12 protein-coding genes are annotated in these 15,109 nt (G+C 53.4%); 5 read left to right on the top strand and 7 right to left on the bottom strand.

Annotated features, from left to right (window positions below):
- Positions 1-3: 3 nt before the first annotated feature.
- The 3 genes from MKJ04_RS19250 to MKJ04_RS19240 all read right to left on the bottom strand — a co-directional run bounded on the left by MKJ04_RS19250 (position 4) and on the right by MKJ04_RS19240 (position 3,239).
- Positions 4-1,404, bottom strand: coding sequence for a tetratricopeptide repeat protein (locus tag MKJ04_RS19250; protein WP_241643297.1), 1,401 nt, complete (start codon positions 1,402-1,404; stop codon positions 4-6).
- Positions 1,405-1,470: 66 nt separating this feature from the next.
- Positions 1,471-2,454 carry an NAD-dependent epimerase/dehydratase family protein gene (locus MKJ04_RS19245; RefSeq protein WP_241643296.1) on the bottom strand — a complete coding sequence of 328 codons (984 nt, stop codon included), beginning with the start codon at positions 2,452-2,454 and terminating at the stop codon, positions 1,471-1,473.
- 38 nt (positions 2,455-2,492) lie between these two features.
- Positions 2,493-3,239 carry a tyrosine-protein phosphatase gene (locus tag MKJ04_RS19240; RefSeq protein WP_241643295.1) on the bottom strand — a complete coding sequence of 249 codons (747 nt, stop codon included), beginning with the start codon at positions 3,237-3,239 and terminating at the stop codon, positions 2,493-2,495.
- Positions 3,240-3,683: 444 nt separating this feature from the next.
- Between MKJ04_RS19240 and MKJ04_RS19235 the strand changes: the two genes are divergently transcribed.
- The 4 genes from MKJ04_RS19235 to hpf all read left to right on the top strand — a co-directional run bounded on the left by MKJ04_RS19235 (position 3,684) and on the right by hpf (position 6,440).
- Positions 3,684-4,823, top strand: a complete 1,140-nt coding sequence (locus MKJ04_RS19235; RefSeq protein WP_241643294.1) for an acyl-CoA dehydrogenase family protein — start codon at positions 3,684-3,686, stop codon at positions 4,821-4,823.
- 148 nt (positions 4,824-4,971) lie between these two features.
- Positions 4,972-5,166: a 30S ribosomal protein S21 gene (gene rpsU, locus MKJ04_RS19230; protein ID WP_241643293.1), complete on the top strand. Its 195-nt coding sequence runs from the start codon at positions 4,972-4,974 to the stop codon at positions 5,164-5,166.
- A gap of 71 nt (positions 5,167-5,237) precedes the next feature.
- On the top strand, positions 5,238-6,116 hold the full coding sequence (locus MKJ04_RS19225) for a tyrosine-type recombinase/integrase (RefSeq protein WP_241643292.1): 879 nt from the start codon (positions 5,238-5,240) through the stop codon (positions 6,114-6,116).
- Positions 6,117-6,140: 24 nt separating this feature from the next.
- Entirely contained in the window at positions 6,141-6,440 is a 300-nt protein-coding gene (gene hpf, locus MKJ04_RS19220; protein WP_241643291.1) for a ribosome hibernation-promoting factor, HPF/YfiA family, read from the top strand.
- A 269-nt stretch (positions 6,441-6,709) separates the two neighbouring features.
- Here hpf and metK read toward each other — a convergent pair whose 3' ends face one another.
- Positions 6,710-8,014 carry a methionine adenosyltransferase gene (metK, locus tag MKJ04_RS19215; RefSeq protein ID WP_241643290.1) on the bottom strand — a complete coding sequence of 435 codons (1,305 nt, stop codon included), beginning with the start codon at positions 8,012-8,014 and terminating at the stop codon, positions 6,710-6,712.
- A gap of 277 nt (positions 8,015-8,291) precedes the next feature.
- Here metK and MKJ04_RS19210 point away from each other — a divergent pair, with 277 nt between their 5' ends.
- Positions 8,292-9,101, top strand: a complete 810-nt coding sequence (locus MKJ04_RS19210; RefSeq protein WP_241643289.1) for a phosphatase PAP2 family protein — start codon at positions 8,292-8,294, stop codon at positions 9,099-9,101.
- A 137-nt stretch (positions 9,102-9,238) separates the two neighbouring features.
- Here the strand turns inward: MKJ04_RS19210 and MKJ04_RS19205 are convergent, their stop codons facing one another.
- From MKJ04_RS19205 to MKJ04_RS19195, 3 genes are all read right to left on the bottom strand, one after another.
- Complete coding sequence (locus MKJ04_RS19205) at positions 9,239-11,656, bottom strand: S9 family peptidase (protein ID WP_241643288.1); 2,418 nt, start codon at positions 11,654-11,656, stop codon at positions 9,239-9,241.
- A 105-nt stretch (positions 11,657-11,761) separates the two neighbouring features.
- Complete coding sequence (locus tag MKJ04_RS19200) at positions 11,762-13,438, bottom strand: amidase (protein ID WP_241643287.1); 1,677 nt, start codon at positions 13,436-13,438, stop codon at positions 11,762-11,764.
- A gap of 159 nt (positions 13,439-13,597) precedes the next feature.
- Positions 13,598-15,103 carry a RagB/SusD family nutrient uptake outer membrane protein gene (locus tag MKJ04_RS19195; protein ID WP_241643286.1) on the bottom strand — a complete coding sequence of 502 codons (1,506 nt, stop codon included), beginning with the start codon at positions 15,101-15,103 and terminating at the stop codon, positions 13,598-13,600.
- Positions 15,104-15,109: the final 6 nt, after the last annotated feature.

Genomic DNA, 15,109 nt, shown 5'->3' with positions numbered 1-15,109 from the left:
TTTTTATTTGCGATACTGATCAATCAATCGGGACAGGGCACGCTGCGACTCCAGTTCGGGGAAGAACTCGAAGAGCAGCTTGTGCTTATCAAAGTCCAAAACTAACGCATTTTCCAGATAATTGTAAGCTTCGCGGTATTTTCCTGCCGAAAGCATGTAGGCGCAGGCCCTGTAATACAGCTCAGCCTCCTTGGGCTGAATCTCGATGGCATTCAGAATAATGTCGGTGGCTTCCTCGAAATTGCCCTGCTCGAACAGGATGATGGACCAGTTCAGGTAGATGTCCTTGTCGTCGGGCCGGATGTCGGCGGCGCGCATATAGCTCTCCAGCGCCGACACCACATGCCCCACCTGGTACTCCGCCGAGGCCAGCGCCACCCAGTAGTCAGCGCTGTCGTCGTACAGGTCCACCGCCTTCTTGAAGAAGTGCACGGCCTCATACCACTTGCCCTGCGCGTCCAGGATCATACCGATCCCAAACCAGGCCTCGTCCATCTCGGGCTCCAGGTCCACGGACTTCTGGTAATAGCGCCGCGACAGGTCCCACTGCTTCAGCTTCTCGTAACACTCCCCGATGTTGCAGTAGGCCTCGGCCGAGGGGCCGCTGTGCTCTACCATAAAGCCAAACGCCTCAATGGCCTTCAGGTAATCGCCCACAAACACCAGCGCGTTGGCCATGTTGTTGTAGGCAGTGATAAACTTGGGATCGATGATGGTGGCGTAGTCGTAGGCGGCGATGGCTTTCTCGTAGGCCCCCATCTTGTTGTACATGTTGCCCAGGTTGAACCAGGCGACTGAGGAGTAGGGCTCATTGTCGACGAACTTCTGGAAAAACGCCGTGTTTTCGCTGATAGTGTTGGTCACCTCCAGGCAATACAGAATCTCCTGCATGGCCGCCTCGTTCTCCATATTCAGCTCGATGCACTTTTTGTAGTACTTCACCGCCGAGCTGAACTTGCCCCAGGTCTGGTAAGCAAGCCCGATGTTGAAGTAAATGTCGTCGCGGTCGTCGGAGGCGTAGGCCAGGGCCTTCTTAAAATGGTCGATGGCCTCGCGGAACTCGCTGCGCTGTGTAAAGATGATGCCGCGCGTCAGCTGCACGTCTGCGTTCTCGGGGTCTACCTCTGCCACCTGGTTGATGAGGGTGAGCGCATCCTCGAAATTGCCGGCCATGGCCAGCAGCTGCGCCTTGTCGATCTGCATCTCGGTGGAGAAAGGGTATTGGGCGAGGGCAGAGTCGCAGGCCGCCAGCGCCTTGGTATATTCAAAATTAGCGGTGTAGTGATCAATTATGTACTCAAAATCCGTCAGGTCGAAGAACACTGTCTCGTTGCTGCCGAGCATGCGCTCGAAGCGTTGAATCAGTTCCAGTTCCTCGCTATGTTCTTCAAAGTTCTCTTTCATCTCCGATATCCATCCAGCTGCGTGAAAACAGCTTTTGTTTTATTACATTTTAACAGGGCAAATAGTTTAGTCGCGGCTGCCGGCTGCCAGATGAAGCTGCAGCTGCCCGCACACCCAGGCAATGGACTCGGCAACGGGCCTAAACGAGAAGCCAAGCGCATCGCATACCTTCTGGCTGCTGAAGGCGTGGCTTTTCGCAGCCACCCTAGCCGTCTGTTTCGTGATGAGCGGCCGCGCCCCGGTAAGGCGGGCCCGCACGTGCTCCAGGCGCCACACCACCTCGGCCACCAGCGGCGGCACTTTTGTGTTCGGCGCCTTTTTGCCGAAACAGCTGGCCGCCTGCTCAAAAAATGACTTATAGCTGAGGAGCCCCGCATTCAATATAAACCTTTCTCCGGATATATCCGAGAAGGTGAGTTGCAGCATGGCCGCCACCACGTCGCGCACATCCACAAAGTTAGCACTCCCGCCGGTATAAAAAGGGTGCTCGTTGTAGGCATACTTAAAGAGCTGTGTGCTGCTGCGGTCCCAATCGGCGGGGCCAAGCACAATAGAGGGGTTCACGATCACGGCGTTCAGCCCTTCGGCCACGCCGCGCCATACCTCCAGCTCGCCCCAATACTTCGTGCTGGCATAGGCCGAGTGCTCCTCGGCCGCATCCCATTTATTGCTCTCCGTGAGCACGCTGGTGCCTTTTGGCCGCCCCACCGCCGCGATGGAGCTGACGTGGCAAAGCTTGATCTCCGGGTGCTCCAGGCATGCGTCCACGATATTTGCGGTTCCTTCGATGTTCACTTGCTTCAGGGCCGCCTCGTCCTGCGGGGCATAGGAAACCAGGCCAGCGCAGTGAAAGACATAGCGCACGCCCTGTAGCGCCTCCCTAAGGAAGGTCGGGTCCAGTACGTCGCCTTCCTGCCAGTGCACCTGCCCGGCGCCCCGAATAGCCGGTACCTGCCCCCGGTAAAGCGCCCTGACCTGATGCCCCTGCTGCAGCAGCGCCGGAATCAGGAACGTGCCGATCAGGCCGCTGCCCCCCGTTACAAATACCATGCGTGTGGAAGTATGTTTCTAAGATCAGATTTGATTTGCTAGAGCAGGCTGTTGCGGAGCGGCAGCGCAAACGCCTTGCTCAGGTGCTTGCTGCTGAGTACGCGCCTCAGGCTGTCTGTATGCTTCAGGCCGTGCGTGTCGGACCCCAGAAAGTCGACCAGTCCCTCGTCTATCAGGCGCTCGGCAAAGTCTTTGGCCCCCGGCGAGTAATAGCCCGTGAGTGAGTTCAGGTTAGGCTGAAACAGCACGCCGTGCTCGCGCAGGGTCGCAAGCGCGTCGAACTTGCCATAGAAATAGGTATAGCGCTCTGGGTGCGCCAGCACGGGTTTATACCCTTTTGAGCGCATCATGAAGATGGCTTCCCGCAGGTTGAGAGGCTCGTTGAGGAAGGAGGTTTCGAACAGCAGGTACTTGTCGCCAAACGTCAGCAGTTCCTCGTTATTCTGCAGCTTCTCCAGGAAACCCTCATCCAGGTAATACTCGGCCGCGCACGCCAGCTCCATCTCTATCCCGGCCACGGCCACGGCCTTTTGCAGCTCGGCCAGCTTCCCGCGGATAATCTCGGGCGTGTTCTTGTAAAAATCGCTCATGATGTGGGGCGTCATGATCAGCTTGCGGTAGCCCAGCGCCTGCAAGGCCCGCACCAGTTCGAGCGAGCGCTCGATGTTCTCAGCGCCATCGTCGATGCCGGGCAGGATATGCGAGTGCATGTCCACCCGTAGGGCGCTGAACGATTCCTCGAGGGGGGCGCTGCTTCCAAAAATGTTCTTCAAAAACTGTATCATCTGCAACTCTTTGGCACCTGTGGCAACCCATCAGCTGCTATCGGGTAGGTAAACTTCAAAATAACGCAATTAAACATCACTGTCAAAATCAAGCCAATTTACGCATACCTCGCGCTAAAACATAGGCTTTTCCTAATAAGTAGTGCAATCCGCGCCGGGCGGTTTCCCGGGCGCATAAAACACTCTTGGCCTCCATACACAACCGCGTAGCCCCCCTATATAATTCCATAGTGTTAAGATGCCGGCTTAATTTTGATAAAATATTAAAATAGCGGTCAAATATTGAAAATTACTCAATTATCACACCCATAAAACACACCTGGTTAATTATTTATCAATATCTATCCAAAATGACACGCCTTTTCTATAGCTTTGTAAACAACGGATTTACAATGCCGTTAAACTGAATAATAACTACTACACCTGCTATACTCTAAAGAATAAATGGAATTAAGAACGACTGAAAATCAGCGTATGATCGCGGACATGATCCGTGATTTTGGTGCAAAGCATATCAAACCGAAGATGATGGAATGGGACGAAAGCCAGGAGTTCCCGATCGAAGTCTTCAAAGAGTTGGGCAAGCTAGGCCTGATGGGCGTGCTGGTGCCGACAGAGTATGGCGGCTCGGGCTTCGGGTACCTGGAGTATGTGACGGCCATTGCTGAGTTATCAAAGATCGACGGTTCCATTGGCCTTTCGATGGCGGCGCACAACTCGCTGTGCACCGGCCACATCTTACAATTCGGAAACGAGGAGCAGAAAGGCAAATACCTCCCGAAACTGGCCACCGCCGAGTGGATTGGGGCCTGGGGCCTGACGGAGCCGAACACGGGCTCGGACGCTGGCAACATGCGCACGGTGGCTGTGCAGGACGGCGACCATTGGGTAATCAACGGAGCCAAGAACTTCATCACCCATGGCAAATCAGGCAATGTGGCGGTGGTGATCGTGCGTACCGGCGAGGTAGGCGACTCCCACGGCATGACCACCTTTGTTGTTGAGCGCGGCACACCGGGTTTTAGCGCCGGCCGCAAGGAAGACAAGCTGGGCATGCGCGCCTCCGAAACGACAGAGATGATATTTGAGGATTGCCGCGTGCACCAGAGCCAGATGCTGGGCAACGTGGGCGAGGGCTTCATCCAGGCCATGAAAGTGCTGGATGGCGGCCGCATATCCATTGCCGCGCTTTCGCTGGGGATCGCCCAGGGTGCGTTTGATGCCGCCCTGGCCTACTCGCAGGAGCGCAACCAGTTTAACAAGCCAATCTCCAGCTTCCAGGGCATCTCCTTCAAGCTGGCCGACATGGCCACTGAGATTGAGGCGGCATCGCTGCTCACCTATCAGGCGGCAGACATGAAGAACCGGGGCCTGAACGTGACCAAGGAGTCTGCCATGGCGAAGTATTATGCCTCTGAGGTGGCGGTGCGCGCGGCAACTGAGGGCGTGCAGATTTTCGGCGGTTACGGCTTCACGAAAGACTATCCCGCCGAGAAATACTACCGCGACGCAAAGCTTTGCACCATCGGGGAGGGAACAAGTGAGATACAGAAACTTGTTATTGCCAGAGCGATACTGAAGTAATTGCCGCGTAGGTAGGTATAAAACCTCCTTTTAGCAGGATTTTAGAAAAAATAAGGGTCGGGGAGAAATATATTTAGCCAATCTATTGATTTTTAAGTATAACCTTGACTAAATTTGCAACCCTAATTCAAAGAGAAACGAGACCAATATGATTATTATCAACGTAAAGGATAACGAGTCTGTAGACCGTGCATTGAAGAGATTCAAAAAGAAATTCGAGAGAACCGGCGTTTTGAAAGAGCTGCGTTCCAGAGCGTATTTCGAGAAGCCATCTATTTCAAAGAGAAAGCAAAAAGAAAGAGCGGTATACAAGCAGCAGATGTTTGCTGATCAAAACTACTAGTCTTTCTAACAACATACTTTATTTTTCCATAAATTGGTAAGGCTGCTCCACAACAGTGGCCATACCGATTTATGGATTTGTTTTTTAAGTACCTCCAATACGAGAAGCGGTATAGCCCGCACACCCTTACCTCCTATCACACCGATCTGGGCCAGTTTGCGCAGTACCTGCGCGATGTCTACGAGATCACGGACGCCGCCGAGGCCGACCATACCATTATCCGCTCCTGGATCCTGACGCTGGTGCAGCAGAACATCCAGCCGCGCTCCATCAACCGCAAGATTGCCTGCCTGCGCTCGTACTATCGTTTCCTGCTGGCGCAGGAGCGTATCGCGGTCAACCCCATGCTGCGCATCAAGGCTCCCAAAGCCTCCAAGAAACTCCCTGTTTTTGTGGCTGAAGAGCCCTTTAACGCCTTGCTTGACACCTTTACTTTCGAGGAAAACTTTGAGGGCCAGCGAGATCGCCTGATTTTGGAGTTTTTGTATGGCACCGGTATCCGCCTGGCCGAGCTTCTGGGCGTCCAACACGCTGATATTGACCACCGTGGCAAAACAGTGCGCGTGCTCGGCAAGGGCAATAAAGAGCGCATTGTTCCCCTCAATGATTCGCTTCTGAGCAGTATAGGGGCCTATCAGGAGCAGAAAGCGCGCTTTTTTGAGGATAACAATTCGGTAAACTTGCTCGTTACTAATAAGGCTCGTCCCCTATATCCGAAGTTCGTTTATCGCGTCGTAAAAAAGTACATTAGCTTGATCACAACCTCCGAACATAACAGCCCGCACGTGTTGCGCCATTCCTTTGCAACGCACTTGCTGAACAAGGGGGCCGACCTGAACGCGATCAAGGATCTACTGGGCCATGCAAGCCTTGCGGCAACGCAGGTGTACACCCACAATTCGATCGAAAAGCTTAAATCTATTTTCGAGAAAGCACATCCAAAAGCATAAGTTAAATCATTAAACGTAAAAATTATGAAGCTACAAATGCATTCCGTTAACTTCGAGGCTGATGAGCAGCTGAATACCTTTATTCAGCAGAAGGCAAATAAATTGGAAACGTTTTACGACAGAATAATTAACGGGGAGATTTTCCTGAAAAACAACAATAAAGACGGCATAGACAACAAGACGGTGGAAATCAGGCTTTTCGTGCCGGGCTCTACGCTTTTCTCGCAGGAAGACGCCCCTTCGTTTGAGGCCGCTACCGATGCCGCCGTGGATGCCATGCGCCGCCAACTGAAAAAGCACAAGCAGAAGCAAATGGCCCACTGAACAGCGGAAGCTTCGCTTCCACTGTAATTCCGAATTACGAATTCCGAATTAGGAAATCATATATAAACAGAACGGCCTGCTACATGTAGCAGGCCGTTCTGTTTATATATGATTTGGGCTTTTGCATCTAATCGAAACACGGAGCGAAAGCAGTCTCAGCCTGCCGTTGTTGTGTGTTCTCACCAACAACTTGTTGGTCAAAAGACGCAACAAGGGCAGCTTTGCGAAAGTCCTGTATGATTTATATATGGTATGATCTTGATTTTCGGCTACAGGCCGAACTCAGCTTTGATCTTGTCTACGTAGTCGAGTTTCTCCCATGTGAAGGTCTCGAACTCCTTGATTTCCTTCTGCCCGTTTCTGGCAATCTCTACCTGCTTCATCTGCGGGGTTCTGCCCATATGACCGTAAGCCGCTGTTTCCGCAAAGATAGGGTTCTGCAAGCCGAAGCGCTGCACAATGGCGTAAGGGCGCATATCGAACAGCTTGTTCACCTTCTCGGCTATCTCGCCGTCGCTCATGGTGTTTCCTGCCGCGTCTTTCACTTTGGTAGAGCCGTAAGTCGTCACGTACAAGCCAACCGGCTTGGCTACCCCGATGGCATAGGCCACTTGCACCAACGCCTGGTCGGCCACGCCCGCTGCCACCAAGTTTTTGGCGATATGGCGGGTTGCGTAGGCTGCCGAACGGTCTACTTTGGAAGAGTCTTTCCCGGAGAAAGCACCGCCACCGTGCGCGCCCTTGCCACCATACGTATCCACGATGATCTTGCGGCCGGTCAGGCCGGTGTCGCCGTGTGGGCCACCGATCACGAACTTACCGGTTGGGTTGATGTGGTATTTGATGTTGTCGTCGAACAAAGACTGGATGCGCTCTGAGAGCTGCTTGAGTACACGCGGCATCAGGATGGCGGCAACATCTGCCTTGATCTGCTGCACCATCTTTGTCTCGGCTGCGTTCTTTGCCTCCGGGCTGTCGTTCTCTGCCATTACAAACTCATCGTGCTGGGTGGAGATCACGATCGTGTCGATCATCTCCGGCATGTGGTTGTCGTTGTAGCGGATGGTTACCTGCGACTTGGCATCGGGGCGGAGGTAGGTCATTTCCTTGCCCTCTTTGCGTATGGCCGACAGCTCCTGCAGCAAAAGGTGCGAGATGCTGAGCGCCAGTGGCATGTAATTGTCCGTTTCGTTGGTGGCATAGCCGAACATCATGCCCTGGTCGCCGGCACCTTGGTCCTCGGGGTTGGTGCGCTCCACGCCCTGGTTGATGTCTGCTGACTGCTCATGGATGGCCGAGATCACACCGCAGGCGTCCGCGTCGAACTTATATTCTGATTTGGTATAGCCAATGCGCTTGATCACCTCGCGGGCCACCTTCTGCACATCTACGTAAGCTTCTGTTTTCACCTCTCCGCTCAGCACCACCAACCCGGTGGTTACCAGCGTTTCGCAGGCTACTTTCGACTGTGGGTCCTGCTTGAGGAACTCATCTAACAGCGCATCCGATATCTGATCCGCCACTTTATCCGGATGTCCTTCTGAAACAGACTCCGATGTAAACAAATAAGGCATTAGTATGGGTTTAGGTACAAAGTATAAACCGGCTGCACGCACTGGCAGCGGATACAAAGCTAAAATAATTCCGCCATACTTAAAATAAACATATACAAAGAGAAACTCCCCGCCCTGCAATCACGACGACAAAAGTCCAGACGCCTAGCTCATTGCCTTCCAGCACGATACTGTTCCGGGGCCGATACACGATCCGGATTACCGCCAGAGGGCCGAAAACCTTTTGAAATTACGTACCGTTTGAATGGTAAATAACTTCACCCGACATATCCTATATATGAAATCTATACTAGCTGTATTTGCTTTATTTACCCTGCTGTCTGGCACTGTGCTTGGCCAGGGCAACGATTCCCCTTATGAAACCAGCCTGAAAGTAGACGCCCCCATTATTGCCGCCGGCATGGGCCTGAGCGCCTATGGGTTGAGCCTGATGCAGGACAAGGATGGTATGACGGAGCTGGAGGCCCTGTCGCAGAATAAAAATGATGTAAACCGCTTCGACCGGTTTTCGGCGGGCTGGCACTCTGAGTCAGCGAAGAAAACGAGCGATTACCCGTTCTATGGTTCCTTTGCTGCAGCCCCGCTGGTGATGCTGCTCAACGACAATGCGCGCGGCAAAGCCGGGCAGGTTTTTGTGCTGTACGTGGAAACTATGGCCGTGACCGGCGCCTTCTTCACGATGACCAACGGCCTTATACCACGCGACCGACCGCTTACCTATAGCTCTGAGGTAGAGCTTTCAGACAAGACCACCGCAAACGCCCGTAACGCGTTTTATGCAGGCCATACCGCTGCCGCTGCCAGTGCCACTTTTTTTGCCGCAAAGATTTTCCACGATTTTAACCCGAACTCCGCTGCCCGCCCTTATGTATGGGCTGCCGCTGCCGCTGTTCCGGCTGGCGTAGGCTATCTCCGGCTCCGCGCAGGCAAGCACTTCCTGAGCGACAATTTGCTGGGGTATGCGATGGGTGCCGCGGCTGGTATACTGGTGCCGCAGCTCCACAAGAAATCCAATAAAACAAATATGAGCCTGGTGCCTATCTCGGGCCGCGATTACAGTGGCGCGTTGCTGACCTATACGTTTTAGGGTTTCTCTGCGGCAAAGCCGGGCATTTGATGCATAGGCCTCCGCCTGACAGACTTCCCTATAACTTTTAATTAAAAAAGCGCAGACCGTACGGATTGACGGTCTGCGCTTTTTTTGTAGAGCGGCTTTTCGTTTGCCTAGCTCTTGTCTTCCTTCTTTTTCTTCAGGTTCTCCTCAAAAAGCTTAAAGATGCGCTTATACTCATCCGTCCAGCTGGCGGGTTCTACGAAGCCGTGACTCTCGACCGGGTATACCGCCAGTTCCCAATTGTCTTTGCCTAGTTCGATCAGGCGCTGCGTCAGGCGCACCACGTCCTGAAAGTGGACGTTGGTATCGACCATGCCGTGCGCGATCAGCAGGGCGCCTTTCAGGCCCTCTGCATAGTAGATGGGCGAGCTCTTGGCATACGCGGTGCTGTCGGTATAGGGCGTGTTCAGGATGTTGGAGGTATAGCCGTGGTTGTAGTGCGCCCAGTCTGTAACAGAGCGGAGCGCGGCACCGGCGGCAAACACATCCGGCTCTGTGAACATGGCCATCAGCGTGATAAAGCCGCCGTAGGAACCGCCATATATGCCGATGCGGCTCGGGTCTACGTTATACTTTTCCGTCAGAAACTTAGCGCCGTCCACGTGGTCGCTCAGGTCTTTGCCGCCCATAAAGCGGTAGATGCCCGTGCGCACGTCGCGGCCGTAGCCAGCGCTTCCACGGTAGTCGATATCGAGCACGGTATAGCCCTGGTCGGCCAGGAAGTTATGGAACATGTACTCCCTGAAATAGCTGCTCCACCATTTGTGGGCGTTTTGGAGGTAGCCCGCGCCATGCACGAACACCACAGCGGGTCCATTTTGCTCAGGTTTCTCAGGTCGGTACACACGGGCATATACTTCGGCTCCGTCCTGCGCCTTGAACGTCACCACTTCCGGCTCGCGCCAGTCATAGGATTTGAACTCGGCAGTGAGCGAATGTGTCACCTGCTTCGGTTTCCCGTTTTTCTTGTTGTCCATCACATACAGCTCCCAGGGCATGTTGCTGGCCGACGAGCGTATGGCCAGATCCTTCTCGTTGGGCGACAGCGTGACTTCCTGCGCACCGGGCATATCGGTCAATTGCACCAGTTCCCCTCCCTCCAGGGGCATGCGGTAGAAGTGCTGCTCGCCGGGGTGCGTTTTATTGGCGGTGAAATACCAGTTCTTTTTGTCGTCCGACAGCCGCACTCCCGACACCTCGAACTTGCCGCTGGTCAGGGCTTTCTTCTGGCCGCTGCGCACGTCCACGGTATATAGGTGCGCGTAGCCGCTTTCCTCCGACTGAAACCATACCCGCTGGTTGTCGGGCATCCAGCCGATATCCCCGGAGCCATACCCAATGCCCGGCCCATTGATCCAGGCCTCATCGCGCTGGCGGTCCAGCAGGGAGAGTTTACCGGTTGCGGGGTCCAGCTTCAGTATCCAGCGGTCTTTGTTGTCCTCGGAGCGGGCCACCACTACCGCCTGCCTGCCATTGTCAGACCAGTATGGGCCGTAAATCGCCGTCGCCCGGATGGCCTCTTTTCTGGTTTTCGTGCTTGCAGAGTCTTTGGCCGAGGCGCTTTTCGCCACCCGCTCGGCTATATATGCCGGCTGCTGGTCCATTCCCGCGATTCCCTTCATAGAAACCGAAAAAGCCGTGTCGCGCTTTGTGTCATAGACGAAAAAGGCGGAGGCATTCTGGGCGTCGCCCACCTTGGTGCGGGTCATGAGGTCCTCGGTATAACCGGAGGAGGTGATGTAGTTCGGCACGATCGCCACTTTCGCGTTCTTTGGCCGGGCAATCAGCTGGAAGAAGACAAACTGCTCGTCGGGGCTCAGACTTTGGCTGGCAACCGCCTTATCCTCGGTGTAAATTTCTTTGGGCCGGGCTGGGGATTCGCGTTTCAGCTGCTTTTCGAGTGTTTCCTTTTCCGCTTCGCGGTCGCGCACCGTTTGCAGCAGGGCCAGCTGCTGTGCCTTCAGCCAATCGCGCTGCGGGTCTTTGTCTTCGTCGGCAGGCTTTCTTCCTTTCCTGAAGTCTGTCAGTTGCACCGTTTGGCCATTGTTGATCGTCCAGGCATACAGGTTGTTGTCTTTCACATAGAGCACTTTCTGCTCGGAGTGGCTAAACGCCGGGCTGCTCTCCCGCTCCACGGTGTTGGTGATTTGCTGCGGCTTTCCGGCCTTTATATCATACAGGTAGATGTCTCCGTTTTTCTCGTACACCTTTCTGGTTTTGGCGCGGTTATACTGTCCGTTTGGGGCTGGCAGTTGTAGCCTCTCCCGCGGGCTCACCTTCTGTATGTTTTTGCCGTCAGCCGACACGCTGTAGAGCGAGTCAGCTTTGTTTCCGTCCGGGTTCCAGCTGAAATAGATCTTCTTGCCGTCTTCTGACCAGAAGATGTTGCTGGGCGAGGTGCCGATCCATTTTGGGTCGCGCATGATTTTCTCCACGCTCAACTCCATTTTCTTGTCCTGCGTCTGTGCCGTTCCGGCACTCAGCAATAGAAAGGCCCACAGGGCCACGAATCTCATTTTAAACAGCATGTTAGTGTGTATGTAGTGTTAGCTCAGGTTTGTGATCCTATAAAATTAACCGGATACCGGCATAAAACAAAAACAGCCACCTGAGGCAGGCGGCTGTTTTTTATTTTAAACTTTGGATTTCTTTTTCTTCCCAAAATTCATGTCCGGGTGTTTCTCCTCATGGTCTGTCAGGCCTTGGTAGAATTTGGCAAAGCTCAGCAGCTCTGCCTCGCCAAACAGTTTGCCCATAAACGTGATTGTGGTCGGCATGCCGTTTTCCTGGAAGCCGTTTGGCAGCACCACGCAGGGATGGCCGGTCAGATTGGTAACCACCAGGTTGCTGCTGCCAAAGGACGGGCTGAGGTACACATCCACATCCTTTAGTTTTTCCTGCATCTGCTGCACCAGCAGCGTGCGCACGCGCTGCGCCTGTAGATACTCCACGGCAGGCACGAAGCGCGCCGCCCTGAAGGTGTTTGGCCACGCGTTCTTGTGCTGCGCTACCAGCAGGCTGTCGCGCCCGCTGCGGGTCAGGTCGTCGAAGGCGGCAGCTCCTTCCACCGAGATGGTCACGGTGAGGGCGCGGGCCGGGAGGTCGGGCAGTTCAAGTGGCACCAACTCTATACCAGCCTTGCGCAGCGTCGCTAACGTGGCCTCGTCATTCTGCTTGAAGCCATACTTCCCGTCGAAGTCGTTTTTCAGATACCCCACGCGGAGCTTCTTCACATCGATGCCTGGGTTGTAGTTAAACGGCGCATCATATACCGACTGGTCCTTGCCATCCGGGCCATATATGGCGTCGAACACAATGGCGCAGTCTTCGGCTGAGCGCGCGATCGGCCCGATCTTGTCCATCGACCAGCTCAGGGCCATTGCCCCGTGGCGGCTCACACGGCCAAAAGTAGGACGGAGGCCCGTGGTGCCACACGCCGTAGACGGCGACACGATGGAGCCCAGTGTTTCGGTGCCGATGGCGTAAGGCAGCAGACCGCCTGCCACTGCCGCCGCCGACCCGGCCGAAGACCCGCTGGAGCCTTTGGTGATGTCCCAGGGCGTGCGTGTTTTGCCGCCATACCATACATCGCCCATGGCCAGCGCACCTAAGGTGGTCTTGGCCACCAGCACGCCGCCGGCATCCTGCAGGCGCTGCACCACGGTGGCGTCCTCGTCAATTACCTGGTCTTTGTAAGGCATCGCGCCCCAGGTTGTCTTGTACTTTCTGGTCGACAGGAGGTCTTTCACGCCAAACGGTATACCGTGCAGTATGCCCTTGTACTTGCCCGCCTTGATTTCTTTGTCTGCCTGCCGTGCCTGCTGCATGGCCAGTTCCTCGGTCAGGGTAGTTATACACTCCAGCGTGGGGCCGTACTTCTTCAGGCGGGCCAGGAAAAACTTGGTCAGTTCCTCTGAGCTTATCTGCTGCGTGCGCACCAGCTCGGCCAACTGCGGAACAGAGTAGAAAGCCAGCTCGTCGCGGTGCCTCGGCATTTTCACTTTTTCCGGCCTTTCCACCGCAAAGGGTGTTCTCTGCTGCGCGAAGGTATACCCCACCGGGATCGGGTTGAACACCAGCGCGGGAGGCACACTGTTTGGCAACTTCACCTTGCGCACTGCCTCATAGTTCTCCCGGTTCTCTTCCAGCTCGGTCAGGGTAGAGTCGAGTTGCGCGTCTGAGAAGTGCAGGCCCATGGTTTTCTGGGCATCCTGCAGCATGGCCACCGTTAGTTTATTGTCTGCCAGTTTGGTCACGAATGCCCCGGAAACGAAGCAGATGGTGCCTAGCAGTATGGCTTTGGTTTTCATTTGAGTTTTATCGCTTTAAATGTTACATAAGATAGTAATCTATTCCAATACAAAAGGGGCTGCTCCGAAGAACAGCCCCTTTTGTATTGGAATAGATTACCTTAAACATGCTTAATATTTTTTCAGCACAACAAAAGTTATTCTATTGCTAATTGATTCTTATAAATCAAGTTGTGGGTTATTGAGCACTTCTGCCTGAGGTATAGGAAACGTAAGTTCGTCTGCATTGTACGGAAATGAGCTTCCTGCATCAAATAAATGGTTTGCACCTCGAACAACGTTCTCTTTGAGTCGCTTCATGGCTAAGTATGCTTTACCCTCTCCCCAAAGCTCTATGCGAGTCTGAAGGTAAATCTCGTCCAGGAGTGCTTGTCCGCTAAGCCCGTCTACATAACTATAGTCAGTGATCCTTTTCTCCAGCAACTGCTTTAGCATTTCCTTAGCTGCATCGTCTTGGCCCAATCGAGCCTTAGCCTCAGCATTTAACAGGATCATTTCCTCCACACGCATGTACACGTAGTCAGTTGTCACATTTCTCTGTCCACCAATTTTTCTAGCTGGGTCAAAGAACTTATAAAGTGGCCGATAAGAAGTCGCGCTAAATTGCTTTTTCCTCAAGTCATCCTCACGTATTGCATCATATAGCCCTTTGTCGATAATTTTTGGATCTCCTGCCCAAGCATAGCTATAGGTATACGTGTCAACTTGTCCCCACCACGAAACGAGGTCGAGGTCATTGGCTAATGTAAGGTCTACACCCCACATCCAGCTAGGCGTTGCAACGTTGTTAAATCCAGACTCAGGATTCGTTAATACGCCATCTACCACTTTACCATATAACTCTTGCTCATTTGTGACGCGATACCCACCTGCTGTAATCACGTCATCTGTTAGGGTAACTACACGGCTCAGGTCTTCAGTAGTTCCTCTCGCTGCCAAGGCATAGGAGAGCAACCCTTTTGCCACAGTTTTGTCGATTTGGTCTTTGGACGTTCGGTTAAAATCATCCAAATAATCTACTGCTTGGCTCAAGTCATCAATGATTAAAGCATATACCTCTTCCGAAGTGCTTTTAGGTTGATTTGGAACCTGCGTATCAGTATAAATCGGCAGGATTTTCTCTGAGCCAGAGCCATACCCCTTTGCATACAACTGGGCCAAGTAGAAATATGCATAACCGCGCATCGCCTTTGCCTGCCCCATGATGTGACGTCTCAAGGGTTCAGTTTGCTCCTGGTCAGTTCCGCCCAAGGCATCAATTACTGTATTTGCTCCGAATATGATTCGGTAATAATAGCGCCAGGGCTTGTACGCGCCGATATCCGTATTATCGACAGTAGTCTGGAATCTGGCGATTCTAGAATACCAGCCATAAGTAACCCCACCCAGAACCATATCCGAAACGAGCATGTCGCTATAGATATCATAGCCTTTCTGCCCAAAATCATCGTGGTCAAGATCCGTTCCACCTGTTCCTGTGTTATACATGGTAGAGTATAAACCAGAGATGTTACCGTTTAACAAAGATGGATCTTTCTCGGCAGCCGCCGCAATTTGCTCAGGCGACAGCTGCTCCGTAGGCTCTACCTCAAGGAAATCTTTGTCGCAACTACTTACTAACAGTGAAAGGGCAGCTGCTCCTATTATATATAAATTCTTTTTCATATTGAT

It is taken from the genome of Pontibacter sp. E15-1 (assembly GCF_022601975.1).
Classification (GTDB): Bacteria; Bacteroidota; Bacteroidia; order Cytophagales; family Hymenobacteraceae; genus Pontibacter.
The sequence above is the reverse complement of the archived record's forward strand: the minus strand, read 5'-3'. Positions and strand labels throughout refer to the sequence as shown.

Excerpts from the sequence above, each read along its gene's own strand:
- MKJ04_RS19250 (WP_241643297.1), bottom strand. The coding sequence starts at position 1,404 with ATGAAAGAGAACTTTGAAGAACATAGCGAGGAACTGGAACTGATTCAA.
- MKJ04_RS19245 (WP_241643296.1), bottom strand. The coding sequence starts at position 2,454 with ATGGTATTTGTAACGGGGGGCAGCGGCCTGATCGGCACGTTCCTGATT.
- MKJ04_RS19240 (WP_241643295.1), bottom strand. The coding sequence starts at position 3,239 with ATGATACAGTTTTTGAAGAACATTTTTGGAAGCAGCGCCCCCCTCGAG.
- MKJ04_RS19235 (WP_241643294.1), top strand. The coding sequence starts at position 3,684 with ATGGAATTAAGAACGACTGAAAATCAGCGTATGATCGCGGACATGATC.
- rpsU (WP_241643293.1), top strand. The coding sequence starts at position 4,972 with ATGATTATTATCAACGTAAAGGATAACGAGTCTGTAGACCGTGCATTG.
- MKJ04_RS19225 (WP_241643292.1), top strand. The coding sequence starts at position 5,238 with ATGGATTTGTTTTTTAAGTACCTCCAATACGAGAAGCGGTATAGCCCG.
- hpf (WP_241643291.1), top strand. The coding sequence starts at position 6,141 with ATGAAGCTACAAATGCATTCCGTTAACTTCGAGGCTGATGAGCAGCTG.
- metK (WP_241643290.1), bottom strand. The coding sequence starts at position 8,014 with ATGCCTTATTTGTTTACATCGGAGTCTGTTTCAGAAGGACATCCGGAT.
- MKJ04_RS19210 (WP_241643289.1), top strand. The coding sequence starts at position 8,292 with ATGAAATCTATACTAGCTGTATTTGCTTTATTTACCCTGCTGTCTGGC.
- MKJ04_RS19205 (WP_241643288.1), bottom strand. The coding sequence starts at position 11,656 with ATGCTGTTTAAAATGAGATTCGTGGCCCTGTGGGCCTTTCTATTGCTG.
- MKJ04_RS19200 (WP_241643287.1), bottom strand. The coding sequence starts at position 13,438 with ATGAAAACCAAAGCCATACTGCTAGGCACCATCTGCTTCGTTTCCGGG.
- MKJ04_RS19195 (WP_241643286.1), bottom strand. The coding sequence starts at position 15,103 with ATGAAAAAGAATTTATATATAATAGGAGCAGCTGCCCTTTCACTGTTA.